Raw genomic sequence first — 24,628 nt, 5'->3', positions numbered from 1 at the left:
GATGCCGCACAGACAATTGATTGATGCCATAGCGGGCGTGACAAATGCCGCCGACAGGTCCATAGACGCGGGCGAAGCTGGCGCTGGCGACTACCCGCGCGCTGCAGCCACGCCTCGAACCATTGATCATTGCACCAAGGAGCACAGCATGGCGGACCGTTCTTCGCGCGAATTTGACATTATCGTTTACGGTTCGACGGGCTTTACCGGGCGACTGGTCGCAGAATATCTCGCCAACCAATATGGCCAGGGTGCGGATGCACCGAAATGGGCAATGGCAGGCCGCTCGGAAGAAAAACTGGCATCGGTGCGCGACGAGATCGGCGCGCCCGCCGATACACCGCTGGTCGTTGCCGACGCCACCGATCCGGCATCGCTCGCCGACATGGTCCAGCGCAGCCGGGTGATTATCACGACCGTCGGCCCGTATCAGCTTTACGGTAATGAACTGATCGCCGCCTGCGCCGAACATGGCACCGATTATTGCGATCTGTCGGGCGAACCGGCCTGGATGCGCCAGAAAATCGACGCGCTGGAGGACAAGGCGAAGCAGAGCGGCGCGCGGATTGTATTTTCCACCGGCTTCGATTCCATTCCCTTCGATCTTGGCGTCTATATGCTGCAGCGCGAATGCAAGGAGCGCTTCGGCCAGCCGGCGCCGCGCATCAAGGGCCGTGTCCGTGCCATGCAGGGCACATTTTCCGGCGGCACGGCGGCCAGCCTGAAAGCAACCATGGCCGCCGCAGCCAAGGATCCGCAGGTGATCCAGTATCTTGTCGATCCGTTCTCGCTCTCGGGCGATTTTGTCGGCCCGGAGCAGCCTAAGGGCAACACCCCGGAATATGACGAGGCTTTGCAGAGCTGGGCGGCACCGTTCATCATGGCACCGATCAACACCAAGAATGTCCACCGCACCAATGCACTGCTTGGCCATCCCTATGGCGAGGATTTCCGCTATGACGAGATGATGCTGACCGGTCCCGGCGAACAGGGCGAGACCATCGCCAATCACCTTGCCACCACCGACATGATGGGCGGCGATGATGCGCCCAAACCCGGCGAGGGGCCGAGCAGGGAAGAGCGGGAAAACGGCTTTTACGACATCATGTTCGTCGCCGAAATGAATGACGGCGCGACCGCCACCTATGGCGTCAAGGGCGACAAGGACCCTGGCTATGGCTCGACCTCGAAGATGATCGCCGAGACCGCCATGTGCCTGGCACGTGACGTGACCGACAGCCAGGGAGGCATTTTCACCCCGGCGGCGCTGCTCGGCGACAAGCTGGTGGCACGGCTGGAGGCCAATGCCGGCCTCAGCTTTGCTGTTGAGGGCTAGCGTAAAAAGCTTTACGGGCCCTCATTCCCCAATATTCGAAACACCCGTACCATGCTCAAGTCACTTTTCCGCCGCAACCAGCAAGATCGTCCGCAATATTCCATCCCTGCGGGACTGCGGGTCTATGCCATTGGCGACATTCACGGCCGGCGGGACCTGCTCGACCGCATGCTCGACATGATCGACGATGATGGCGACCGGCGCGGCGAGTGCGAGACCCACATCATCCTGCTTGGCGATCTGGTTGATCGCGGCCCTGACAGCAAAGCGGTGATCGAACGCGCGATGACGCTGGCCGACAATTATGACAGCGCCAGATTTCTGATGGGAAATCATGAGGAAGTGATGCTCGGCGCGGCCACCGGCGACCCAAAGATGGTACGGTTTTTCTGCCGCATTGGCGGGCGCGAAACCATCCTCAGCTATGGTCTGCCGTCGAGCCAGTATCGCTCGCTCGAGCTGGAAGAGCTGGCCGAAATGATGCCCGAACTGTTCCCGCAGGAGCATATCGCCTTCATTTCCGGTTTCGAGGACCAGATCATCATCGGCGACTATGTCTTTGTCCATGCCGGCATACGCCCGGAGGTTCCGCTCGTCGAGCAGACCGCCAAGGATATGCGCTGGATCCGCGAGGAATTCATCATGGACAAGACGCGGCATGAGAAATTCGTCATCCACGGTCACACCATTTCCGAGACGATCGACCAGAAGCGCAACCGCATCGGCATAGACACCGGGGCCTATCTTTCCGACCAGCTTACCGCCATCGGCCTTGAAGGATCGGAACGCTGGTTCCTGCAGACGAGCAGTCAGGAATAGCCGTTACGCATATGCCCAAAAGAGAATGGGCTGGTCATTCCTCGGAATGACCAGCCCATTTTGCCCCCGGGTAATAAGCCGGAACAGTGTAACCTGTGTCAGCCGGGATTGCCTCAGGCAGCCTGGCTTTCTTCGCCCGATTGCGGGTCACGCAGCACATAGCCACGGCCCCATACGGTCTCGATATAATTTTCTCCATCACAGGCCAGCGCCAGCTTCTTGCGTAGCTTGCAGATGAAGACGTCGATAATCTTGAGTTCGGGTTCGTCCATGCCGCCATAGAGATGGTTGAGGAACATTTCCTTGGTCAGCGTCGTGCCCTTGCGCAGCGACAGCAGCTCGAGCATCGCATATTCCTTGCCGGTCAGATGCACCCGGGCGCCGTCGACTTCGACCGTCTTGGCGTCGAGGTTGACCGCCAGCTTGCCGGTGCGGATGACCGATTGCGAATGGCCCTTGGAGCGGCGCACCACGGCATGAATGCGGGCGACCAGCTCTTCGCGATGGAATGGCTTGGTAACATAGTCGTCGGCACCGAAGCCGAAGGAGCGTACCTTGCTGTCCATTTCCGAAACCCCGGAAAGAATAAGCACCGGCGTCTGCACCTTGGCGACCCGGAGCTTCTTCAGCACGTCATAGCCGTGCATGTCGGGGAGGTTGAGATCGAGCAGGATGATGTCGTAATCATACAGCTTGCCAAGATCGAGGCCTTCTTCACCGAGATCGGTGGTATAGACATTAAAGCCCTCTGTCGTCAGCATCAGCTCAATGGCTTTTGCCGTTGTGGGTTCATCTTCAATCAGTAGCACGCGCATGTGGCAGCCCCTTTTGGTTGCTGGTCCTCGCCAGAGCGAAGACAGCATATGTCTGTCCCCGCATTTAATTAACCATAAGACAGATGAAGATAAAAGGTTAATTTCGCGTTAAACCGCACAACTCCACGAGTCGCGACGAATCACTAATGGCGCAAACCCGCAGAAATGAGTCAGTTTCCAGGGCAAAGCGGTTCGCAATTTTTTTGCTTCTGAGGGTGGTCATAACTGCCCCCAGACCGGTTCTGCCGCCATGACTGTTGCCTGCGTGCAACTATTGACCCGCTGCTTCCAGCCAGGGCGTCATGTCCCAGCCGGGCCAGCGCAGGCGTGTCCGCGCCAATGTCGTCGACGTCCAGAACGGGTCGCCGGGCAGCGGGATACCGAGACAGGCCAACTGTTCCGGCGTAGCATTGTTGATGATGACGTCCCACGGCTTGAGAAAGTGGAACGGCCATGCACTCCAGCCGATCATGTCATTCCCTGCAGCCTTGTAGCTGGCGGTGATCGTGTAGCGATGGCCACCCGGGCGCGTGAGATTGGTGCCGCGATGATAGACATCAATGCCATAGGCGAAAACCGAACCGGCAACGGCCGCCCCTGAGCGTTCTTTCTCCTTGAGCGCCGTCTGCATTTCTCCGGCAAAGCTGCGAATCTTACCTTCAGCCCAGTCATCGCCCATTCCGGAATGCAATTCGGCGCCCAATGCCCCTTCCGGAAATATTGTACGATATTCGCCAACCACTTCCGCACTCTCGCTGTTCGGAACATAGTGGATCGCCCCCAGATCATCGGTCACATCGGTAACATAGATCATGAAGTTGATAGTGCGCTGCGCCGGCATATCGCCCGGAACGGTAAGCGTGTGGTTCTTGAAGTCACAATGGAAGGGCTGATCGTAATCGGCTTCACCGGTATATTTCGCCCATGCATCGCATTGATAGAGACGCACATCATCCGTGCCCAGAGCTGCCCTCGCGAATGCCATCAGCCTGGGGTGCAGACCGATCAGGTTCAGCGCAGGCGAAGTCGGAAAGGGGATGTGGTCCATATTGATGAACTGTTCCGGATCGAACACACCAATATGCCCCTCGCGCTTTTTGATGACAGCGTCTCCGGTCGCTGTCTGGCCTTTGCGTCGTTCGTTGAAGAAACTGTCACAGTCATCGCGCACCGCCATGATCTCTTCTTCATCGATAAAGCGGTCCAGAAGGACAGCACCTTCACGATGCCATGTCTTCAGCGCGCTATTTTCCATAACCATATTCCGAAACTGCCTTCCGGGGTGCGATTATGCCGCTGCGGGGCCAATCAGGCCAGTGTTTTGGCGCTGCGCGCAATAATCCCGTCGAGCGCAGCGCGAATACGCGGCGTGTTGCGCAAATCACGATGCACGCCAAGATGCACGGGCGGCGGTTCGGGCAGATCATCAATCTCGACCCTAGCCAGCCCCGGCAACAGCTGCTCGACCAGTTCCGGCAGCAGTGCAAGCCCCAGACCCAGCGCTACCGCCTGACCCTGGAGCAGCCGGTCATTACTGCGGAAGCACAGATGCGCCTCCGGGAATTGCTGATGCAGCCAGCGTATCTGCGGCAGGTGCATCTGGTCGTCCATCACCGTGACCAAAGGGACATCGCCGCCCCAGTCGCTCCTGTGCGGCTGGCGCGCGGCGCGATCAACCGAGGCATAGAGACGATGCCGCAAATAGCCGACACGACGGGTGATAACGCTCTGCCCCTCAAAGGGCGCAATGCGCAGCGCAATATCTGCCTCGCGCTTGGACAGGCTGAACGAGCGCGAACCCGGAACCAGCTCAAAGCTGATACCGGGATGCTGCTGGCACAGTTCCGCCATGGCCGGAACGACGATATGCCCCGCCAGCAATTCGACCGTGGTAATCCGTACCACCCCCTCCAGCCGCATATCGCCGCCGCTGATCGCGCGTTCGGCGGCATCCATCTGCTCTCGCATCGCTTCCGCATGCGCGAGCACGCGTTCGCCCAGCGGGGTCAGCGCAAAACCGCGCGGCATCGATTGCAACAGCCGCGCCCCGGCGCGTTGCTCCAGTGCTTTCAGCCGTCGCCCCATAGTCGGCTGGGTCACGCCAAGCCGACGTGCCGCAGCGGACAGCGTGCCCGCCTCGGCAATGGCGAGAAATGTCTGGAGGTCGTTCCAATCGAGTTTTTCCATGCATTAACGCATAGACAGTATATAGTTTTCGTCAATTCCATACATTGATAATCATCTCTATCTCCTGTGTATCGCTTCACCGCATTGGGAGACAGATGATGACACAGACAATTTCAGATGACGCAGATTATACGGCCTATGGCGCAGCGCTGCTGCGCGTCTCGCTCGGCACCATGATGGCCGCTCATGGCTTGCTCAAGCTGCTGGTATTTACCCCCGCAGGGACCGCCGCCTTTTTCGAGAGCATCGGCTTTGCCGGCTTTCTCGCCTATCCGGTCATCGCCGCAGAGATTATCGGCGGTGCCGCACTGATCCTCGGCTTCAAGACCCGGATGGTCGCGCTTGCCCTGGTGCCACTCATGATCGGCGCCACCGTGCCGCACATGGCCAATGGCTGGCTGTTCTCCAGCCCCAATGGCGGCTGGGAGTTTCCGGTTTTCTGGGCCGTTGCACTGATCGTACAGGCATTGCTCGGTCGCGGTGCCTTCGCCATCGACAATGCCCGGATCGCCTCTGCGCCACAGGCACAGGCGGCCTGAGCCGATCGATTTCCCCCGGGTGCTGGCCTCCCTACCCTCCGGCCGGCACCCACCCTTTCAACCCATCCATCCACCGAAGGAGATATATCATGTTGGAGAAACGCCCATTTGAAACGCTTGGCCATGCCAACCATGGCTGGCTCAACGCCCGTCACCACTTCTCTTTCGGTCAATATTTTGACCGGGACCGGGTGCATTGGGGCGCGCTGCGCGTGTGGAATGACGATGAGATCGCCGCCAAAAGCGGTTTCCCGACCCATCCGCACCAGGACATGGAGATTATCACCTATGTCCGTCAGGGCGCGATCACCCATCGCGACTCCATGGGTAATGAAGGCCGCACCGAAGCGGGTGATGTTCAGGTGATGAGCGCCGGCACCGGCATACAGCATAGCGAGTTCAACCTCGAGGACGAGGAAACCCGCCTGTTCCAGATCTGGATCATCCCGCGTGAGCGCGGTGGTGAGCCGCGCTGGGACGCCCGCGCGTTCCCGGGCGGTGATCGCTCGGGCAGGCTCGAGGTGCTGGCCAGCGGCTATGCGCAAGACATCTCCAATGGCGCGCTGGAAATCCGCGCTGATGCCCGGCTCTATGCCGCGACGTTGCAGGATGGCGAGAGCGTGACCTATGCCGCGCCCGAAGGGCAGGTCGCTTACGCGGTGCCGTCCAAAGGCACATTGCTGGCCAATGATGTGACGGTAAACACCCGGGACGGCATTGCCCTCAGCGGCAATAGCCCTGTCACCTTTACCGCGCAGGGCGAGACCGAGATCGTTCTCGTCGAAACCGCTGACAATATAACCATGCACTAACCACCTTCGGGGTCAGATCCAGGCCGTCGCGTAGCGATCTGACCCCGGCATTTTTGCTCGACTACCCCCCAAGGAGATTGACCATGACGATTTTGCATATTGATTCCAGTGCTCTGAATGACGGTTCTTCGACCCGGAAGATGACTCAGGCGATTATCGACCAGCTTGGCGATGGTGATGTGATTTATCGCGATGTTGCCAGGGGCCTGCCCTTTGTCACCGCCGACTGGGTCGGCGCCAATTTCACCGATGATGCAGACCGCACAGCGCAGCAAAAGGAGGCGCTGGCGCTGTCGGACAGCCTGATCGAAGAGCTGGAACAGGCCGATATCATCGTGATTGGCGCGCCGATGTACAATTTCGGTATCGCGGCATCGCTAAAAGCCTGGATCGACCTGATCGCCCGGGCGCGGAAGACATTCCGCTATACCGAGACCGGACCGGAGGGTCTGCTCAAAGGCAAGAAGGCCTATGTCGCCATCTCCTCAGGCGGCACCGAAATCGGCAGCGCCATCGACTTTAACAGCGTCTATCTGAAACATATTCTGGGCTTTCTCGGCATTGACGACGTCACCGTCTTTACCGCAGGGCAGCAGATGATGCTGGGTCAGGAGCCTGTCGACAAGGCGATGACCGATATTGCCAATATGTGATCACTGGAAAGAGACCCCATCCTGCGCACGATGGAGAGAATACAAGAATGTACTAACGCAGGATGGGGCCACAAGCTGGCCTGACAGGGATTGGCCTTTACCCCTAAAACGCCCCCCGCCAGCTCAGCGTTGCCTTGTAATTGCGTCCCGGCTGGCTGACGCCAGCTGCGACCACTTCGAAATCGGCATCGGTAACATTGTCGACACCAAGATCGAGCCGGAATCCTTCCAGCGGCCCCGAATTGGGCTGCCACACGGCGTAGATATCCGCCGTCTCATAACCGTCGCGGAACTGCAGCGGATCATCGATCTCGGTAAACTCTGCCGCCACGGTGATACGGGTGCCGATACGGGCATCGGCAAAGGGCAGCTTTACCCCGGTATCGACGAACAGCAGATCGGGGGTAAGCACCCCGACAAAGTCGCCCGTCGCACGGTCGACACCGTCAATAGTGGCAAAATTGGCGCGGATATAAAAATATTCGCTGTCATAGCTGCCCTCGATCTCGAAACCGCTGACCTCTGCATCAGTGAAGTTCACGTTCTGGCTGACATTGTTGAACGCCGGCCCCGATCCGCAGGGCGGGAAGGGCGCGCCGAAACAACCGGCGGGGATGTTGACGTCGAGGCCGATCAGATTGTCGACATCGGATTCATAATAGCTGCCCTTGATGGTCAGCCGGTCACTGCCGAAGATTATATCGGCAAAATCAACACCGGCTCCAAATTCGATGGTTTCCGATTCCTCCGGCTGAAGGTTGCGATTGGGCACAAACAGGTTGGAGACGAATTGCGGCGGTCCCGGAGGACCACCCAGATTGGGGATCTGGAAGTGCACGCCATCAGCAAAAAGCTCGTTGAACGAGGGCGCGCGAAACGCCTCGGCCCAGTTGGCGAACAGGATCAGCTCGGGAACCGGCTTCCACGATACACCGACCTTGGGGGCAAAGGCTTCATCGTCGACATCCAGCTCGCCCGGTGCCTCATTTTCGAAACGGTCATAGCGAACGCCCGGTATGAACGAGAATTGACCAATCGGGCTGTTCCAGTCGAGCTCGGCCTGGATGAAGGCACCGTAAAAACGCCGGGTTGCATCAGGCACACCACCGCGGGTCCCATCAGCTGTGGTATTGTCGAGCCCGGTCTGTTCGTCCTGATAATATTCACCGCCATAGGTGAAACGCAGACCGAGATTCTCATTCAGATCAAAAGCAGAGCGGTTGACCAGCGTGAGGCCGTAGGTTTCGACTTCGCGCGAAATCCGACGCGATGTGCCGACTTCCTGCTCACCAACGCGGTTCTTCGCATAAAAGAAGATCACATCAGCATTGACCAGATCGGTCCCGGGATTGAAATTCAGCGAAGTCTGCAGCGTATTACTGCGGATGTTGCGGTTGACGTTCAGGTTACCCGGCCCGCCCACATTGATGCCCTGGGGGTTGTTCGGGTCGAGCGTATCACTGCTGTTATGCACCCATTGGGTCGACAGGGTCAGCGTATCAGTCGGCCGCCAGGTGAATTTCGCCAGCGAGCTGAAAGCATCGCTCTGGTCGGGCAGGGTCAGGCCGCTGCCGAGATCGATATCGGACGAACTGCGAAAGGTAACGTTGCCGATGAAATCAAATTCGCCATTGGAGGACTGGATAGCGGTGGTGCCGCCCCAGCGAAACTCGTCATTCACGCCCTGATAGCCGGCAACAATGCGACCGCCGACCTGCTGGCCCGGTTCAAGATAATCCTGTGCGGTGATGGTGCGCAGCGAGATAACACCTCCCAGTGCGCCCGAACCATAGAGCGCTGAAGTCGGTCCACGCACAACCTCAACCGCTTGAAGCAATTCCGGGTCCAGGAAAACACGACCGTCATGGCCAGAGACGAAGCTCTGACGTGCGCCATCGATGAAGATCAGGACACCATCGCCGGAAAGACCGCGTACCGTCGGCACCGAGCCGGAGCGCCGTGGGCCACCATCGAAACGCGCACCCGGGATTGCCTGAAAAATCTCGGCCAGTCCTGACGCGTTAAAATCCTCAATTATGTCGCGATCAACGACCGTGACACCGCCTGGATAGTCAAAGGCCGTCGATTCGTTACGGGTAGCGAGCACTGTGATCATGTTCAGATCGCTGCGCGGCGCGGCCTGCTTTTCCTCTTCAGGAGCATCATCCTGCACTTCGGTATCAGGATCGTTCTGTGCCACACTCGTGGAGTCTGTGACCGTCTCACCATTGGCAATGCCGCTATCGGTGGAGGTTTCGACAGCCTGGGCCGGTGCGGCAAAAACTGCCATAGCCAGTATCAGCGCCAGCGATGTTTCGCTCCTGCCGACTTTGCTGTTGATATGTAACAGCATCGAGTGGGGGCTGGTAAACGGCATTTCAATCCTTCTTTGCAAATCATAATGAGAGTCGTTATCAAAATTTCATTAACGGCTTTTGCCAGCTTTGCAACTAAGAATTGTTTGCATTAAATCTTTTCCAGCGCTATTTTGTGTTTCGGAAATTCACCGAGTCCGCAAAAAGGCCCTCGGGTAGTTTTCTCACGGGACAAGCTTCTCATGTGCAAGGATATTTTACGATGAATGTAACCAGATTTCTCCATCAGCGCAGCGTCATCATGGCCTGTGCCGCAGCTGTAGCGCTCGCGCTGCCGACTGGCGCCATGGCCCATCCGCCGATCCCGGATCGCCCCGCTGATGTTGAAAAGGCAGCCTTTGAGGCCGATCGCGCCGATATTCTGGCGATGGCCGGGCATCACAAGGTGCGTTTCGATATGCAGGAATCAACCCCTTGGGTAGGCGACTATGAGCCGCGCGACCGCAAGATTTCCGGCGGCCATGAAACCGTTGTGGTGGTCGAGGACACCGGCACCAAGATTGTGCTGCAACATCTTCTGGTGGTAGAAATCGAAGGCAAAGACAGCTTCATCGTCAAGCACTGGCGACAGGATTGGGAATATGAGCCGGCAGAAATGCTGGTCTATTCCGAGCCCGGCAAATGGTCGATACAACCGGTCAGCGAGAAGCGTCGCAACGGACGCTGGTCGCAGACCGTGTATCAGGTCGATGACAGCCCGCGCTATGCTGGCCTCGGCGAATGGGAAACCCAGGGCGGTGTGCGCCGTTGGCGGTCAAACTGGACGTGGCGTCCGCTGCCACGCCGCGATGCCACCCGCGATACCCCCTATGACCGCTTTTACGGCATCAACCGTCATTCCCCTACACCTGATGGCTGGATTCACTTTCAGGACAACACCAAAATGGGCATGGTCGATGGCGAACTGAAGCCGATTGTGCAGGAATATGTGCTCAACACCTATACCCGCTACGATGATTACGACACTGCCGCAGCCGAAGAATATTGGCAGTCTACCGCGAATTATTGGGATATCGTTCGTGATGAGTGGGAAAAGCTGGCCCGCGGTGGTGGCATTGCTGTTACCGAGGAAGCTGAAACCGGTACCGTCATTTCCGCCGAGCTGCTGGAAATGGGCACCAAGATTCACAAGGGTGAGATGGACGAAAGTGCTGCCATCGCCCGGGCCAAGGAACTGATCGGCAGCGACGCCCTGCGACTTGCTGCCGTCAGCCCGAAAGCAGCCGGCCAGTAAGCAATTATACGGATCACACGCCCCGCCATTATCGGGCATGTCCCATCAAAGCCCCGCCGGTCCCAGCCGGCGGGGCTTTTTATTGCGGTTGCGGAAGCATCTGCAGCCATGTTGACAGCGGCCGGAGCCACTGACAATTTCGGCGGTGTCTTTGAAAATCCCGTCGGGATCAAGGGTTCGCAACCATGATGATTCGCCTGTTTCTGCTGTCGCTTGTCCTGCCCTTACTGGCTGTGCCGGCCGAAGCGGCATGGAGAAAGGCAAGCAGCGAACATTTTGTCGTCTATTCCGATCAGTCGGAAGGCGATATTCGCGACTTTGCCGAGAATCTGGAAAAATACCATTCGGCGATGGCCTATATCACGCAGAAGGGCGAAGGCCCGGTATCGCCATCCAACCGCGTCACGATCTTTGTCCTGCGCAACCAGAGGGCCTTGCGCGGGCTTTATGGCAACCGGTCATCCTTTGTCGCCGGTTTTTACAGCTCCCGCGCCGGTGCCTCGGTCGCATTTGTGACCCGGGTGGAAGACGGTGTCGGCACCGAATTGTCCTTCAGCGAGACGGTGATGCTGCACGAATATGCGCATCACTTCATGTACAGCTATTATGGTTACACCTTCCCGCTCTGGTATCAGGAAGGCTTTGCCGAATTCTACGCTTCGGCCGGTTTCGACTTTGACGGTTCGGTGCGTATCGGTCGCCCCAATAACCACCGCGCCGATGAGCTTTTTGACATCCGCCCGGTGCCGGTCGAAATGTTGCTCGACACCGCAGCCTATAAAAAGGCGCGCAAGGAGCAGGGACGCTATGATTCCTTCTATGTCCGCAGCTGGTTGCTGTTCCATTATCTGACGATGGACAATTTCAGCCCCAGGCCCGAGCGTAAGGGGCAGCTGCTGCGCTATCTGCAGAATCTCGGTCGGGGTATGAAGCCCATAGAGGCCGCCACCAAGGCCTTTGGCCCGCTCGACGCTCTGGAAAAGGATTTGCGCAAATATGCCCGCAGGCGGCCGATGCGTATTTTCGATGTGCCAGCAAAGGACATCAAGATTGGCGAGATTACCGTCCAGACGCTGAGCGAAGGCGCAGGCGAAGTGATGCCGCTGCTGATGCGTTCACGCCGTGGTGTCGATGCGGAGCAGGCAACCGCTCTGCTGCCGCAGGTGCGCGAGGTGGCGGCAAAATATCCCGATGACCCCTTTGTCAACGCCGCGCTGGCAGAAGCCGAATATGATGCCGGCAATGATGCCGAGGCGGTGGCTGCCGCGGATCGTACGCTGGCTGTAGAACCAGGCAATATGGATGCCCATCGGCAGAAGATATTCGCCACCTTCCGCCTCGCAGAGGCCGCCGACGGAGAAGCCGAAAAGCCGGCGTGGAAAACCGCGCTCAGGGCGATCAGCGCCGCCAATGCGCTCGAGCCGGACAACCCAATTCCGCTGATGCACTATTATCGCAGCTATAGCGCCCGCGGAATGCCCGCGCCCGAACTGGCCAAGCAGGCGCTGGAGCAGGCCCTGGGCCTGGCTCCCTATGACAAGGGCTTGCGGATGAATGTCGCCAATCAGCAGATATTTGACGGGCGCTACAGCTATGCACGGTTCACCTTGCAGCCGCTGCTGCTCGATCCGCATAATAGCGGCTTCTCCAGTCTCGCACAGGAGATGCTGACAAAGATCGAGGGCAAGCAGGACCGGGACAAGAGCAACGCGGATAATTGATGCCGCAACGCCGCTGCCGGATTCACCAACTGAAAAGAAAACCGCCGCCGGATCGCTCCGGCGGGGGTTTTCTATGGCTTGCAAAAGGCGCGAAGCCGGATGCGAACTATTCCGCCGCATCCTCCGCAACCGGCGCCTCTTCTTCAGGGGCATTGGCTGCAGCCATGGCTTCGGCCAGTTTCTTTTGCTGTGCCCGCAAAGCGGCGTCGCGACCCGAGGCGGCGATACGCTTGCGGTTCATGCCAGCACCGGTACCCGCCGGGATCAGACGGCCAACGATGACGTTTTCCTTCAGACCAACCAGCGTGTCCTTCTTGCCCTCCACTGCGGCCTGGGTGAGGACGCGGGTGGTTTCCTGGAAGGATGCGGCAGAGATGAAGGAGCGCGTCTGCAGCGAGGCCTTGGTGATGCCGAGCAGTACCGGATTGCCGGTCGCCGGTTCCTTGCCCTTGGGCAGCTTGGCGTTGATCTCGTCCATCTCTTCATGATCGACCTGCTCGCCCGGCAGCAGCGTGGTGTCACCGCCATTGGTGATTTCCACTTTCTGTAGCATCTGACGCACGATCACTTCGATATGCTTGTCGTTGATCTTCACGCCTTGCAGACGATAGACTTCCTGAATCTCGGCGACCAGGAACTCGGCCAGCGCCTCAACGCCAAGGACTTCGAGAATGTCATGCGGGTCGGGTGAGCCGGAGACCAGCGCATCGCCCTTCTTGACATAGTCGCCTTCCTGAACGTCGATAACCTTCGCCTTCGGAATGAGATATTCGACCGAATCTCCCTCTTCCGGATGGATGGCGATTTTGCGCTTGGCTTTATAGTCGCGCACAAATTCGATCCGGCCCGAAATCTTGGCGATCACCGAATGATCCTTCGGTACACGCGCCTCGAACAGTTCGGCAACACGCGGCAGACCACCGGTAATGTCACGCGTCTTGGCAGCTTCGCGGCTGGCACGCGCCAGCACATCGCCGGCCTCGACAGCCTGGCCATCCTCGACCGACAGGGTGGTGCCGACCGCCAGCATATAGCGCGCTGCCTCACCGCTTTCATCATCGAGCAGAGTCAGCCGCGGACGCAGATCTTCCTTGGCCTTGCCGCGACCGGTGGCGCGATATTCGCTGACCACACGCTGGGCGATACCGGTGGCTTCGTCCGTCTGCTCGGTCAGCGTCTTGCCGTCGACCAGATCCTGATATTTCACCACACCCGGCTTCTCGGTGATCAGCGGCATGGTGAACGGATCCCATTCCGCCAGCTTGTCGCCCTGCGTCACCTTCTCGCCGTCACCGACCAGCAGGTTGGTACCATAGGGCACCTTGTGTACCGCGCGCTCGCGGCCTTCCTTGTCGATGATCGCAATCTCGCCGTTACGGGCCAGCGACAGGCGACGGCCTTTCTTGTCGGTGATGGTCGGAATATCGCGATATTCCATCTTGCCATCAGCGACCGCTTCGAGGTTCGACTGCTCGTTGAGCTGCGCCGCACCGCCGATATGGAAGGTCCGCATGGTGAGCTGGGTGCCCGGCTCGCCGATCGACTGGGCAGCGATTACACCGACCGCTTCGCCAATATTGACCGGCGTACCACGGGCCAGGTCACGGCCATAGCATTTGGCGCAGACGCCCTGCTTGCTCTCACAGATCAGCGGCGAACGGATGCGCGCAGACTGGATGCCCATTTCCTCGATCCTCGCCACCGCGGCCTCGTCAAGCAATGTGCCTTCCTTGAACGCGATCTCGCCACTGGCGCTGTCGACCAGATCCTCGGCCAGCGTCCGACCGAGAATACGCTCGCCCAGCGAGGCAATGGTGCTGCCGCCCTGAACGATCGCCTTCATCTCCAGCGCATTGTCGGTACCGCAATCCTGTTCGACGATGACGCAATCCTGCGACACATCCACCAGACGACGGGTCAGGTAACCCGAGTTGGCGGTCTTCAGCGCGGTATCGGCCAGGCCCTTACGGGCACCATGCGTCGAGTTGAAATATTCAAGAACGGTCAGGCCTTCCTTGAAGTTCGAGATAATCGGGGTCTCGATGATCTCACCCGACGGCTTGGCCATCAGGCCGCGCATACCGGCAAGCTGCTTCATCTGCGCCGGCGAACCACGCGCACCCGAATGGCTCATCATGTAGATCGAGTTGATCTCTTTCTCGCGACCATTCTCGTCCTTCGGTGTCGCCTTGATCTCTTCCATCATGGCATTGGCCACCTGGTCGCCGCAACGGCTCCAGGCATCGATCACCTTGTTGTATTTTTCCTGCTGGGTGATCAGGCCGTCTTGATATTGCTGCTCATAATCGGAGACCAGCGCCTTGGTTTCCTCGACCATGGCGTCCTTACTGTCGGGGATGATCATGTCATCCTTGCCGAAGGAGATGCCCGCCTTGAACGCGTGGCGGAAGCCCAGCACCATGATGGCATCGGCGAACAGCACCGTGTCCTTCTGGCCGGTGTGGCGATACACCTGATCGATAACGTCGCCGATTTCCTTCTTGGTCAGCAGGCGGTTGACGACATCGAACGGCACCTTGTGCGATTTGGGCAGGCATTCGCCAATCAGCATCCGGCCTGGGGTGGTCTCGAACCGCTGCATCACAGTGTTGCCCTCGGAATCGGTCTGCGGCACCCGGGTGTGGATTTTCGAGTGCAGCGTCACCGCACCGACTTCCAGTGCCTGATGCACTTCAGCCATGTCGGAGAGCATCATGCCCTCGCCCGGCTCGCCTTCACGGTCCATCGACAGATAGTAAAGACCCAGCACCATGTCCTGCGACGGCACGATAATCGGCTTGCCGTTAGCGGGCGACAGGATGTTGTTGGTCGACATCATGAGAACACGCGCTTCCAGCTGCGCCTCGAGGCTCAGCGGCACATGTACCGCCATCTGGTCACCATCAAAGTCGGCATTGAATGCCGAGCAGACCAGCGGGTGCAGCTGGATCGCCTTACCCTCGATCAGTACCGGCTCAAATGCCTGGATGCCGAGACGGTGCAGCGTCGGCGCACGGTTGAGCATCACCGGATGTTCACGGATTACCTCATCGAGGATATCCCAGACTTCCTTGCGCTCTTTCTCGACCCATTTCTTCGCCTGTTTCAGCGTCATCGACAGGCCCTTGGCGTCGAGCCGGGCATAGATGAACGGCTTGAACAGTTCGAGCGCCATCTTCTTGGGCAGGCCGCACTGGTGCAGCTTGAGTTCGGGACCGGTCACGATGACCGAACGGCCCGAATAGTCGACGCGTTTGCCGAGCAAGTTCTGGCGGAAACGGCCCTGCTTGCCTTTGAGCATGTCGCTGAGCGATTTCAGCGGACGCTTGTTGGCGCCGGTAATGACGCGGCCACGGCGGCCATTGTCGAACAGCGCGTCAACCGCTTCCTGCAGCATGCGTTTTTCGTTGCGCACGATGATGTCCGGCGCGCGCAGCTCCATCAGACGCTTCAGACGGTTGTTGCGGTTGATCACGCGGCGATAGAGATCGTTAAGATCGGACGTCGCGAAACGGCCACCATCGAGCGGCACCAGCGGGCGCAGCTCGGGCGGAATCACCGGAATGATTTCGAGGATCATCCATTCGGGCTTGTTGCCGGATTCGATGAAGCTCTCCACGACCTTGAGCCGCTTGATGATTTTCTTCGGCTTGAGCGTGGACTTGGTTTCCTCCAGCTCTTTCAGCAGATCTTCACGCTCCTGCTCGAGATCAAGATCCTGTAGCATGATCTTGACCGCTTCGGCACCGATACCGGCCGAAAACGCGTCTTCGCCATATTCGTCCTGCGCTTCGAGCAGCTCGTCCTCGGTGAGCAGCTGGAATTTTTCCAGCGCTGTGAGGCCCGGCTCGATGACAACATAGCTTTCGAAATAGAGCACGCGCTCAAGCTGTTTCAGCTGCATGTCGAGCAGCAGACCGATGCGCGACGGCAGCGATTTCAGGAACCAGATATGCGCCACCGGAGCGGCCAGTTCGATATGGCCCATGCGCTCACGGCGCACCTTGGTGACGGTGACTTCCACGCCGCATTTCTCGCAGACGACGCCTTTGTACTTCATCCGCTTATACTTGCCGCACAGGCACTCATAATCCTTCACCGGACCAAAGATGCGGGCGCAGAACAGGCCGTCACGCTCGGGCTTGAACGTCCGGTAGTTGATGGTTTCCGGCTTTTTGATCTCGCCATAGGACCAGCTGCGGATTTTCTCCGGGCTGGTAAGGCCAATCTGGATCTGGTCGAAAGTTTCGGGCTTCTGCACCGGATTGTTGAATTTCGTGAGTTCGTTCATGTTGCTGTCCTCATCGGGGCTCTCGCCCTCAAAAAATCCTCTGGGTTCAGGTGTTCAGGGCGACCATCGCCGCCCCAAGCCCTATTCCGCAGCCTCGGGCAATTCGCCTGCGCTGTCCTCGTCCCCGTCATTGGCGTCATCGAAAGATTTGAGTTCGACATTGAGGCCGAGCGAACGCATCTCCTTGACCAGAACGTTGAAGCTTTCCGGAATGCCGGTTTCGAAGCTGTCATCGCCCTTGACGATCGACTCATAGACCTTGGTCCGGCCGACAACATCGTCCGACTTGACGGTGAGCATCTCCTGCAGCGTATAGGCAGCGCCATAGGCCTGCAGTGCCCACACCTCCATCTCGCCGAAGCGCTGACCACCAAATTGCGCCTTGCCGCCCAGCGGTTGCTGGGTGACGAGGGAGTAGGGGCCGATTGAACGGGCGTGGATCTTGTCATCGACCAGATGGTGCAGCTTGAGCATATAGATATAACCCACGGTCACCTTGCGGTCGAAGCGGTCGCCGGTGCGACCATCATAAAGGTCCACCTGACCCGAGGTGTCGAGACCGGCACGCTCGAGCATGTCCGAAACATCGGCCTCGCGCGCACCGTCAAATACCGGCGTGCCCATGGGGACACCGTTTTTGAGATAGCCGGCGAGTTCGACGATTTCGCCAGCCGAACGCTTCTCGATCTCGTCATGATATTCTTCGCCATAGACGGTCTTGAGCCGGTCCTTGACCGCATCGGGCGGGCTTGCCGCCTCCGGATTGGGATTGGCCTCGCGCCAGTCTTCGAGCGCCTGGGTCACCTGCTGGCCAAGGCCACGCGCGGCCCAGCCGAGATGGGTCTCGAAAATCTGCCCGACATTCATACGACTTGGAACGCCAAGCGGGTTGAGCACAATATCGACTGGGGTGCCATCCTCAAGGAACGGCATATCTTCCTGCGGCAGGATTCGTGAAATCACACCCTTATTGCCATGACGACCGGCCATTTTGTCGCCCGGCTGCAGCTTGCGCTTCACCGCGACGAAGACCTTGACCATTTTCAGCACGCCCGGAGCCAGCTCGTCACCGCGCTCCAGCTTGTCGCGACGGTCCTCGAACTTCTCGTTGATCAGCGTGACGGCATCGTCATATTGCTGCTTGACGGCTTCAAGGTCAGCCTGCCGCGCATCATCGGCGACAGCAAACTTCCACCATTCATGCTTCTCGACCTCGGCAAGATTGTCAGCGGTGATCTCGCTGCCTTTCTTGAAGCCCTTGGGCGCGGCAGTGGCGGCCTGGCCGACCAGCATGTCGCGCAGACGATTATAGGTCGCACGGTTGAGGATAGCACGTTCATCCTCGCGGTCCTTGGCGAGACGCTCGATTTCCTCACGCTCAATCGCCAGTGCACGTTCATCCTTGTCGATGCCGTGGCGGTTGAACACCCGTACTTCGACCACGGTACCGGCAACACCTGGTGGCAGGCGCAGCGAGGTATCACGCACATCCGATGCCTTTTCACCGAATATGGCGCGCAGTAGCTTCTCTTCCGGCGTCATCGGGCTTTCGCCCTTTGGCGTGATTTTGCCTACCAATATGTCGCCCGGATGCACCTCGGCACCGATATAGACAATGCCCGCCTCGTCGAGGTTGCGCAGCGCTTCCTCGCCGACATTGGGGATGTCGCGGGTAATGTCTTCCGGACCCAGCTTGGTGTCGCGGGCCATAACCTCGAATTCCTCGATATGGATCGAGGTGAATACATCGTCCTTCACAATCCGCTCGGAGATGAGGATCGAATCCTCATAATTATAGCCATTCCACGGCATGAAGGCGACGAGGCTGTTCTTGCCCAGCGCCAGTTCGCCGAGATCGGTCGACGGACCATCGGCGAGGATATCGCCTTCCTCGATCACATCACCGACCTTCACCAGCGGCCGCTGGTTGATGCAGGTATTCTGGTTGGAACGCTGGAATTTCTGCAGCCGGTAAATATCGACACCCGACTTGCCGGCATCGACCGCGCCGGTGGCACGGATCACGATACGCGTCGCATCGACCTGGTCGACAATACCGGCGCGCTTGGCGGCAATGGCGGCGCCGGAATCGCTGGCGACGGTCGCTTCCATACCGGTACCGACAAATGGTGCTTCGGCTTTCACCAGCGGCACCGCCTGACGCTGCATGTTCGATCCCATCAGCGCGCGGTTGGCGTCATCATTCTCGAGGAACGGAATCAGCGAGGCGGCAACCGAAACCAGCTGTTTTGGCGACACGTCCATCAGGGTGATGGCATCGCGCGGCGCGATCAGAAATTCACCCGCTTCACGCGCCGAGACAAATTCCTCGGCAAAAGAGCCATCATCATTGAGGTCGGCATTGGCCTGGGCGACGGTGTGCTTCTGCTCTTCCATCGCCGAGAGATAGACCACCTCGCTGGTGACCTTGCCGTCAACGACCTTGCGATAGGGTGTCTCGATAAAGCCGTATTTGTTGACACGGCTGAACGAGGCGAGCGAGTTGATCAGGCCGATATTCGGGCCCTCAGGCGTCTCAATCGGGCAGATACGGCCATAATGGGTCGGGTGCACGTCGCGGACTTCAAAGCCAGCCCTTTCACGGGTAAGTCCGCCGGGGCCGAGCGCAGAAACGCGGCGCTTATGGGTGACTTCCGACAGCGGGTTGGTCTGGTCCATAAACTGCGACAGTTGCGACGAACCGAAGAATTCGCGCACGGCGGCAACCGCGGGCTTGGCATTAATCAGGTCGTTGGGCATCACGGTCGAGACGTCAACCGAGCTCATACGCTCCTTGACCGCACGCTCCATGCGCAGCAGGCCGACACGATACTGGTTTTCCAGCAGCTCGCCAACCGAACGGACACGGCGGTTGCCAAGATTGTCAATATCGTCAACCTCGCCCTTGCCGTCCTTCAGATCGACCAGCGTCTTGACCACAGCGAGGATATCTTCCTTGCGCAGCGTGGTGTGCGTATCGGGCGCATCCAGGTCGAGGCGCATGTTGAGCTTTACGCGGCCCACAGCCGACAGGTCATAGCGCTCGCCATCGAAGAACAGGCCCTCGAACAGCGATTCCGCCGTTTCGCGCGTCGGCGGTTCGCCCGGCCGCATGACGCGATAGATAGCGTCGAGGCCCATGTCGCGATTTTCCGACTTGTCGGCCTTCATGGTGTTGCGGATCCATGCACCGGTGGTGACATGGTCGATATCGAGCAGCTCGAGGTTATCAACACCCGCAGCTTCCAGCTTTTCGAGATTTTCGGCGGTGATTTCGTCACCGGCCTCGACATAAATCTCGCCCGTCTTCTCGTTGATCAGATCACGTGCCGAGAAGCGGCCATAGATTTCCTCGGTCGGGATCAGCAGCTCTTCCAGGCCATCTTTGGAAGCCTTGTTGGCGGCACGCGGCGTGATCTTCTGGCCGGCGGCAAAGACAACTTCACCGGACTTTGCATCGACTATGTCAAAAGTCGGCTTCTGACCGCGCCATGTTTCGGCAACAAAGGGTACTTTCCAGCCATCACCGGCCTTTTTCGAGCCACGTTCATAGGTCACGGTGTCATAGAAATAGTGGAGGATATCCTCCTGATCCATGCCTTGCTTTACGATACGCGCAATCTTGGCACTGTTGCTGGTCTCAGGGATATCGACAGTGCCGCCAATCTCGATGGCGCCAACCGGGTCTTTCACCGTGAGCAGGTCGCCTTCGACCGCAACCACTTCGAGCGGCTTGCGCACGCCGGAGACACGCACCTGATCGCCAACCTTGAACTTGCCCTTCTGGTCGCTGAGCCTGAGCACGGCGTCACCCAGCGCGAACAGCAAAGCTGTGACCGGCAGCTTGCGCTTGCGGTCGATACGGACATTGACAATGTCCTTGGCATCGAACTCGAAATCGAGCCACGAGCCGCGATAGGGAATAACGCGCGCGGCGAACAGGAACTTGCCCGAAGCATGGGTCTTGCCGCGGTCATGGTCGAACAGCACGCCGGGCGAACGGTGCATCTGGCTGACGATAACGCGCTCGGTACCGTTGACGATGAAGGTGCCGTTATGCGTCATCAACGGCATGTCGCCCATGTAGACGTCCTGCTCCTTGATATCCAGCACCGAACGGCTCTCGGTCTCGGCATCAACCTCGAAGACGATCAGCCGCAGCGTCACCTTCATCGGCGCGGCATAGGTGATGCCGCGCTGGCGGCACTCTTCCATGTCATATTTCGGGTCTTCGAGCTCATAATGGACGAAATCCAGCTCGGCGGTGCCGGCGAAATCGCGGATCGGGAAGACGCTGCGCAGTGTCTTTTCGAGGCCCGAGACATAGCCAATCGACGGGTCCGAGCGCAGGAACTGCTCATAGCTCTCGCGCTGGACCTCGATCAGGTTCGGCATGCGGATCACTTCGTGAATGTCACCGAAGATCTTGCGGATGCGCTTTTTCGCCGTCGGGATCAGCCGTGCCGCCGGATTCTTGCCGCCGGCTGACTTTTTTGAGGATTTCGCCTTGCCCGATTTTGCTGTGGTCGCCATGGATGCTTTCGCCTTTTTTCATCGCAACTGCCGCCCGATGGCGTCAGTCTGAAGTGTTCCGGCAGACATAACATGTCGACCGGTTTGAGATTTGCGCCGATCTTTCGGCGCGTCTCCGCGCCAACCGACACTGCAATTTTCTGCGGCGTGAATACGACAAAAGCCGCGTGTTTCCATACGGATGGTTGACCCGTTAGAAATCGCAGCTTTGCGTCGTCAAAGTTTCCGAACCTCATTCCTGTGAACAGCCCCGCGCACAAGCCGCCCATGTCTCGAAATTTCGGAAGGTGCAGGGGATATAGGCAGCTGTAGGATTCGCGTCAAGGGGCAGCGCCAGCGCGATAGTTGCGTGAACACTTGAAAGCGAACCTTTATCGAATTTCGATATTTCGGATTGACAGCAAGCCTGGTTAATATTATTGATTATCAATATGTCTTATATTGAAAGTCGGAAAGATCATGCCCCCTAATCACCTCCAGAACGACAGCCTGCTCAAGACCGGGCGGCTGCTCACCAGCTTCCTGATGATTTTGCTTGCAATCGGCTTTGTCGCGCTGATTATCAGCATACCTGTCATCTACTATTTTCAGGCTGACCTCGCCGAAACCCTGCGGGAGAGCGCGCAGGACAAGCTGCCCATGGTGCTTGCCACGATCACCGGCCTGATGCTCTGGGGCATGGCGCTTTTTGCCGCTGGCTATGTGTTCCTGATGCTGCTGCGCCGGATTATCGATACGGTCGGCAATGGCGACCCGTTCATTCCCGAAAATGCGAGCCGGCTGACAATGATGGGCTGGATTACTCTGCTGACACAGCTTGCGATATTACCGGTGAAGAAGCTTATCGAATATCTTGCGACCCATTTTCCGCCTGATAGTCTCGAACTGGAAGTGGATTTTTCCCTTACCGGCATATTGCTGGCACTTGTGCTGTTCATCCTCGCCCGGGTGTTTCGCCATGGCAGCGATATGCGCGACGATCTGGAAGGAACGGTCTGATGGCGATCATGGTGCAACTTGATGACCTGCTGCACGACAAGCGCATGACGCTGACCGAATTGTCCGAGCAGGTCGGGCTGACCCTGGCCAATCTGTCGATCCTCAAGACCGGCAAGGCCAGGGCGATCCGCTTTTCGACCCTGGAAGCGATTTGTGAGGCGCTGGATTGCCAGCCAGGTGACCTGTTATCCTATCGCGAGGATGTATGATGGACAGCGCGGTTTCACATCATCGTCCGGGCGGACTTGCGGCCCTGTTCTGTGCCCTGAGTTATATTTTCGGCTTTGGCCTTTTTGCCGGCATTCTCGATCGCAACGGCTATGATGGCCTCTCGGGCAGCCTGGCCTTTGCGCTGGACAATCAGGCACTTCTGGCGCTGGCCATGATCGCGCTTTATCTCGCCTTTGGCGTGGCGCTCACCGTGCTCGTGGTTGCACTGCACCGCCATATGGCACGGGATGATGATTTCACCATGCCAATAGCCAGCGCTTTCGGCCTGATCTGGGTCGGGCTGGTACTGGCCAGCGGCATGACCGGGCTGATCGGATTGCAGACTGTCGCCACCCTGTCAGCGGCGGATGCGGATGCCGCAGCGACGATCTGGTCTGCGGTCGGCATCGTCCAGTCGGCACTGGGCGGCGGTATAGAACTGGTCGGCGGCGTATGGATGCTGCTGATCTGTGTAGTCGCGTTGCAGAAGAAGCTGCTGCCCGCATGGCTCAACTGGTCCGGCATGATCATCGCGCTGGCCGGGATCGCAACCTCCATCCCCGGCCTTGGTGACCTTGCGGCGCTGTTCGGCCTTGGCCAGATCATCTGGTTTACTGGTCTGGGCATCATCATGATCCGCCGGCCGGCCATGGTGCGTGCTACCTGACGGACAGCGTCAATGACATCCATAGAAAAAGGGGCAGCCCGCAAGGACCGCCCCTTTTTCTGTATCCCGTCCCGAAGGACGCGAGAACAAAAGCTTATTTCAGCTCGACGGTACCGCCGGCAGCTTCGATCTTGCCCTTGATTTCTTCGGCTTCGGCCTTGGAAGCGCCTTCCTTGACCGCCTTTGGCGCGCCTTCGACCAGCGCCTTGGCGTCGGTCAGGCCCAGCCCAGTGATCGCACGGACTTCCTTGATCACCTGGATCTTCTTGCCGCCGTCGCCGGTCAGGATAACGTCGAATTCGTCCTTTTCTTCGGCCGCTTCGCCACCGGCATCACCGCCACCGGCACCCGGTGCCGCAACAGCGACAGCAGCGGAAGCCGAAACGCCCCACTTTTCTTCCAGAGCCTTGGACAGCTCGGCAGCTTCAAGAACGGTCAGTTCGGAAAGCTGCTCGACGAGTTTTTCAATATCAGCCATTTTTCATATTCCTTCAAAATTCAGTGATGTTTCAAATTCGGATAGTCTTGATCCGAAGAACCTTATGCGTCCTCTTTCGCGGCATAGGCGCCGAAAACGCGCGCCAGCTGACCGGCCGGAGCCTGGGCCACCTGGGCGAGCTTGGTCGCCGGTGCGTTGATGAGGCCGACAATCTTGCCACGCAGTTCGTCGAGCGACGGCATCGATGCGAGCGACTTGACGCCGGCAACATCGAGCACGGTTTCGCCCATGGAGCCGCCAACGATCTCGAGCCTGTCATTGCCCTTGGCGAACTCCACGACAACCTTGGCCGCCGCGACCGGATCGCCCGAGCTGGCCAGAGCGGATGGACCGCTCAGCAGATCGGTAATACCGGCATAGGGCGTGCCTTCGGCGGCGCGCTTGGCAAGGCGGTTCTTCGCAACTTTATAGGACGCACCCGCTTCGCGCATCTTGGTGCGGAGGTCGGTCGATTCCGCGACCGAAAGGCCCAGATTGCGTGTCACCACAACAACCCCGGTCTCCCCGGCAAACAATGCATTCAGCTCGGCAACGGCCTGTTCTTTTTGCGAACGATCCATGCCATTCTCCTTGCTTTGGCTGCAGCGCATGAAATTGGTGCACTGCAACCACGTAACATATGCCGAAACAGGCCAGCAGCCCGGTCCAGCAACGAATGTCCGTTTGGGGAAGAGTGTGTCTGGATATCGGGAGCATTGCCCTATCCAGACAAGCGACAAGGCCGCACGGCCCATCACTGAAAACGCTATCCCCGTCTAGGCTGGACATTAAGAGGGGCCAATTCCCCTCACCAACTGTCTCGGACGGTGACCACCTTACGGTGTCGCCGGTGCCAATGGTCGCGGATACCGGAAATGTCAAGCCAAAAGCGCCGAAATACGGCGATGGCGGCAAACTGGCGGTATTGTAACCAGCGTCATCCGGGCAACGAACACAGT

Annotated in this window: 18 protein-coding genes; 10 read left to right on the top strand and 8 right to left on the bottom strand. The window is 58.6% G+C overall.

Translation table 11 applies throughout. The features are described 5' to 3' along the window. Nucleotides 1–148: 148 nt before the first annotated feature. Both AAFX04_01680 and AAFX04_01675 read left to right on the top strand, forming a co-directional pair. Nucleotides 149–1,336: a saccharopine dehydrogenase NADP-binding domain-containing protein gene (locus AAFX04_01680; GenBank protein ID MEO1044130.1), complete on the top strand. Its 1,188-nt coding sequence runs from the start codon at nucleotides 149–151 to the stop codon at nucleotides 1,334–1,336. A 51-nt stretch (nucleotides 1,337–1,387) separates the two neighbouring features. Continuing rightward, the gene (locus AAFX04_01675) at nucleotides 1,388–2,155 is read left to right on the top strand and encodes a metallophosphoesterase family protein (protein ID MEO1044129.1); all 768 of its coding nucleotides are present in this window, start codon (nucleotides 1,388–1,390) and stop codon (nucleotides 2,153–2,155) included. 113 nt (nucleotides 2,156–2,268) lie between these two features. Here AAFX04_01675 and AAFX04_01670 read toward each other — a convergent pair whose 3' ends face one another. The 3 genes from AAFX04_01670 to AAFX04_01660 form a co-directional block, all read right to left on the bottom strand. Next, complete coding sequence (locus AAFX04_01670) at nucleotides 2,269–2,970, bottom strand: response regulator transcription factor (protein ID MEO1044128.1); 702 nt, start codon at nucleotides 2,968–2,970, stop codon at nucleotides 2,269–2,271. 271 nt (nucleotides 2,971–3,241) lie between these two features. After that, the gene (locus tag AAFX04_01665; protein ID MEO1044127.1) at nucleotides 3,242–4,231 is read right to left on the bottom strand and encodes a phytanoyl-CoA dioxygenase family protein; all 990 of its coding nucleotides are present in this window, start codon (nucleotides 4,229–4,231) and stop codon (nucleotides 3,242–3,244) included. 47 nt (nucleotides 4,232–4,278) lie between these two features. Continuing rightward, a complete protein-coding gene (locus AAFX04_01660) occupies nucleotides 4,279–5,157 on the bottom strand; it encodes a LysR family transcriptional regulator (GenBank protein ID MEO1044126.1) in 879 nt (292 codons plus the stop codon). Nucleotides 5,158–5,255: 98 nt separating this feature from the next. On the opposite strand from AAFX04_01660, the gene AAFX04_01655 reads away from it, so the two are divergent. The 3 genes from AAFX04_01655 to AAFX04_01645 all read left to right on the top strand — a co-directional run bounded on the left by AAFX04_01655 (nucleotide 5,256) and on the right by AAFX04_01645 (nucleotide 7,161). Next, nucleotides 5,256–5,696, top strand: coding sequence for a DoxX family protein (locus AAFX04_01655; GenBank protein ID MEO1044125.1), 441 nt, complete (start codon nucleotides 5,256–5,258; stop codon nucleotides 5,694–5,696). An 89-nt stretch (nucleotides 5,697–5,785) separates the two neighbouring features. After that, nucleotides 5,786–6,508 carry a pirin family protein gene (locus tag AAFX04_01650; GenBank protein ID MEO1044124.1) on the top strand — a complete coding sequence of 241 codons (723 nt, stop codon included), beginning with the start codon at nucleotides 5,786–5,788 and terminating at the stop codon, nucleotides 6,506–6,508. Between the two features lie 83 nt (nucleotides 6,509–6,591). Beyond that, the gene (locus tag AAFX04_01645) at nucleotides 6,592–7,161 is read left to right on the top strand and encodes an NAD(P)H-dependent oxidoreductase (protein ID MEO1044123.1); all 570 of its coding nucleotides are present in this window, start codon (nucleotides 6,592–6,594) and stop codon (nucleotides 7,159–7,161) included. Between the two features lie 103 nt (nucleotides 7,162–7,264). On the opposite strand, the gene AAFX04_01640 is transcribed toward AAFX04_01645, so the two are convergent. Continuing rightward, nucleotides 7,265–9,514, bottom strand: a complete 2,250-nt coding sequence (locus AAFX04_01640; GenBank protein MEO1044122.1) for a TonB-dependent receptor — start codon at nucleotides 9,512–9,514, stop codon at nucleotides 7,265–7,267. Between the two features lie 224 nt (nucleotides 9,515–9,738). Here AAFX04_01640 and AAFX04_01635 point away from each other — a divergent pair, with 224 nt between their 5' ends. Next, a complete protein-coding gene (locus AAFX04_01635; GenBank protein ID MEO1044121.1) occupies nucleotides 9,739–10,770 on the top strand; it encodes a DUF6607 family protein in 1,032 nt (343 codons plus the stop codon). A gap of 185 nt (nucleotides 10,771–10,955) precedes the next feature. Further along, nucleotides 10,956–12,491, top strand: coding sequence for a hypothetical protein (locus tag AAFX04_01630; protein MEO1044120.1), 1,536 nt, complete (start codon nucleotides 10,956–10,958; stop codon nucleotides 12,489–12,491). A gap of 106 nt (nucleotides 12,492–12,597) precedes the next feature. Here the strand turns inward: AAFX04_01630 and rpoC are convergent, their stop codons facing one another. Together rpoC and rpoB are read right to left on the bottom strand one after the other, a co-directional pair. Further along, complete coding sequence (rpoC, locus tag AAFX04_01625) at nucleotides 12,598–16,782, bottom strand: DNA-directed RNA polymerase subunit beta' (GenBank protein MEO1044119.1); 4,185 nt, start codon at nucleotides 16,780–16,782, stop codon at nucleotides 12,598–12,600. Nucleotides 16,783–16,863: 81 nt separating this feature from the next. Then, nucleotides 16,864–21,177: a DNA-directed RNA polymerase subunit beta gene (gene rpoB, locus AAFX04_01620; protein ID MEO1044118.1), complete on the bottom strand. Its 4,314-nt coding sequence runs from the start codon at nucleotides 21,175–21,177 to the stop codon at nucleotides 16,864–16,866. 597 nt (nucleotides 21,178–21,774) lie between these two features. Between rpoB and AAFX04_01615 the strand changes: the two genes are divergently transcribed. From AAFX04_01615 to AAFX04_01605, 3 genes are read left to right on the top strand one after another with little or no spacing between them, the layout of a single operon-like run. Next, the gene (locus AAFX04_01615) at nucleotides 21,775–22,314 is read left to right on the top strand and encodes a DUF2975 domain-containing protein (GenBank protein MEO1044117.1); all 540 of its coding nucleotides are present in this window, start codon (nucleotides 21,775–21,777) and stop codon (nucleotides 22,312–22,314) included. Then, nucleotides 22,314–22,523 (top strand): helix-turn-helix transcriptional regulator, encoded by a 210-nt coding sequence (locus tag AAFX04_01610; GenBank protein ID MEO1044116.1) that lies wholly within the window; start codon nucleotides 22,314–22,316, stop codon nucleotides 22,521–22,523. The genes AAFX04_01615 and AAFX04_01610 overlap by 1 nt, the downstream gene beginning before the upstream one ends. Then, nucleotides 22,520–23,191, top strand: coding sequence for a DUF4386 family protein (locus AAFX04_01605; protein MEO1044115.1), 672 nt, complete (start codon nucleotides 22,520–22,522; stop codon nucleotides 23,189–23,191). Before AAFX04_01610 ends, AAFX04_01605 begins: the two co-directional genes overlap by 4 nt. Nucleotides 23,192–23,285: 94 nt before the next feature. Here AAFX04_01605 and rplL read toward each other — a convergent pair whose 3' ends face one another. After that, nucleotides 23,286–23,669, bottom strand: coding sequence for a 50S ribosomal protein L7/L12 (rplL, locus tag AAFX04_01600; protein MEO1044114.1), 384 nt, complete (start codon nucleotides 23,667–23,669; stop codon nucleotides 23,286–23,288). A 62-nt stretch (nucleotides 23,670–23,731) separates the two neighbouring features. Further along, the gene (gene rplJ / locus AAFX04_01595; protein MEO1044113.1) at nucleotides 23,732–24,250 is read right to left on the bottom strand and encodes a 50S ribosomal protein L10; all 519 of its coding nucleotides are present in this window, start codon (nucleotides 24,248–24,250) and stop codon (nucleotides 23,732–23,734) included. Nucleotides 24,251–24,628: the final 378 nt, after the last annotated feature.

It is taken from the genome of Pseudomonadota bacterium (assembly GCA_039818985.1).
Taxonomy (GTDB): Bacteria; Pseudomonadota; Alphaproteobacteria; order Sphingomonadales; family Sphingomonadaceae; genus Alterisphingorhabdus.
This window is presented reverse-complemented; position numbering and strand designations above follow the sequence as displayed.

What these genes read in the sequence shown, in the direction of transcription:
- AAFX04_01615 (MEO1044117.1), top strand. Translation starts at nt 21,775, where the DNA reads ATGCCCCCTAATCACCTCCAGAACGACAGCCTGCTCAAGACCGGGCGG.
- AAFX04_01650 (MEO1044124.1), top strand. Translation starts at nt 5,786, where the DNA reads ATGTTGGAGAAACGCCCATTTGAAACGCTTGGCCATGCCAACCATGGC.
- rplL (MEO1044114.1), bottom strand. Translation starts at nt 23,669, where the DNA reads ATGGCTGATATTGAAAAACTCGTCGAGCAGCTTTCCGAACTGACCGTT.
- AAFX04_01665 (MEO1044127.1), bottom strand. Translation starts at nt 4,231, where the DNA reads ATGGTTATGGAAAATAGCGCGCTGAAGACATGGCATCGTGAAGGTGCT.
- AAFX04_01645 (MEO1044123.1), top strand. Translation starts at nt 6,592, where the DNA reads ATGACGATTTTGCATATTGATTCCAGTGCTCTGAATGACGGTTCTTCG.
- rpoB (MEO1044118.1), bottom strand. Translation starts at nt 21,177, where the DNA reads ATGCCGAACCTGATCGAGGTCCAGCGCGAGAGCTATGAGCAGTTCCTG.
- AAFX04_01640 (MEO1044122.1), bottom strand. Translation starts at nt 9,514, where the DNA reads ATGCTGTTACATATCAACAGCAAAGTCGGCAGGAGCGAAACATCGCTG.
- AAFX04_01660 (MEO1044126.1), bottom strand. Translation starts at nt 5,157, where the DNA reads ATGGAAAAACTCGATTGGAACGACCTCCAGACATTTCTCGCCATTGCC.
- AAFX04_01635 (MEO1044121.1), top strand. Translation starts at nt 9,739, where the DNA reads ATGAATGTAACCAGATTTCTCCATCAGCGCAGCGTCATCATGGCCTGT.
- AAFX04_01630 (MEO1044120.1), top strand. Translation starts at nt 10,956, where the DNA reads ATGATGATTCGCCTGTTTCTGCTGTCGCTTGTCCTGCCCTTACTGGCT.
- AAFX04_01655 (MEO1044125.1), top strand. Translation starts at nt 5,256, where the DNA reads ATGACACAGACAATTTCAGATGACGCAGATTATACGGCCTATGGCGCA.
- AAFX04_01605 (MEO1044115.1), top strand. Translation starts at nt 22,520, where the DNA reads ATGATGGACAGCGCGGTTTCACATCATCGTCCGGGCGGACTTGCGGCC.
- rpoC (MEO1044119.1), bottom strand. Translation starts at nt 16,782, where the DNA reads ATGAACGAACTCACGAAATTCAACAATCCGGTGCAGAAGCCCGAAACT.
- AAFX04_01675 (MEO1044129.1), top strand. Translation starts at nt 1,388, where the DNA reads ATGCTCAAGTCACTTTTCCGCCGCAACCAGCAAGATCGTCCGCAATAT.
- AAFX04_01670 (MEO1044128.1), bottom strand. Translation starts at nt 2,970, where the DNA reads ATGCGCGTGCTACTGATTGAAGATGAACCCACAACGGCAAAAGCCATT.
- AAFX04_01680 (MEO1044130.1), top strand. Translation starts at nt 149, where the DNA reads ATGGCGGACCGTTCTTCGCGCGAATTTGACATTATCGTTTACGGTTCG.
- AAFX04_01610 (MEO1044116.1), top strand. Translation starts at nt 22,314, where the DNA reads ATGGCGATCATGGTGCAACTTGATGACCTGCTGCACGACAAGCGCATG.
- rplJ (MEO1044113.1), bottom strand. Translation starts at nt 24,250, where the DNA reads ATGGATCGTTCGCAAAAAGAACAGGCCGTTGCCGAGCTGAATGCATTG.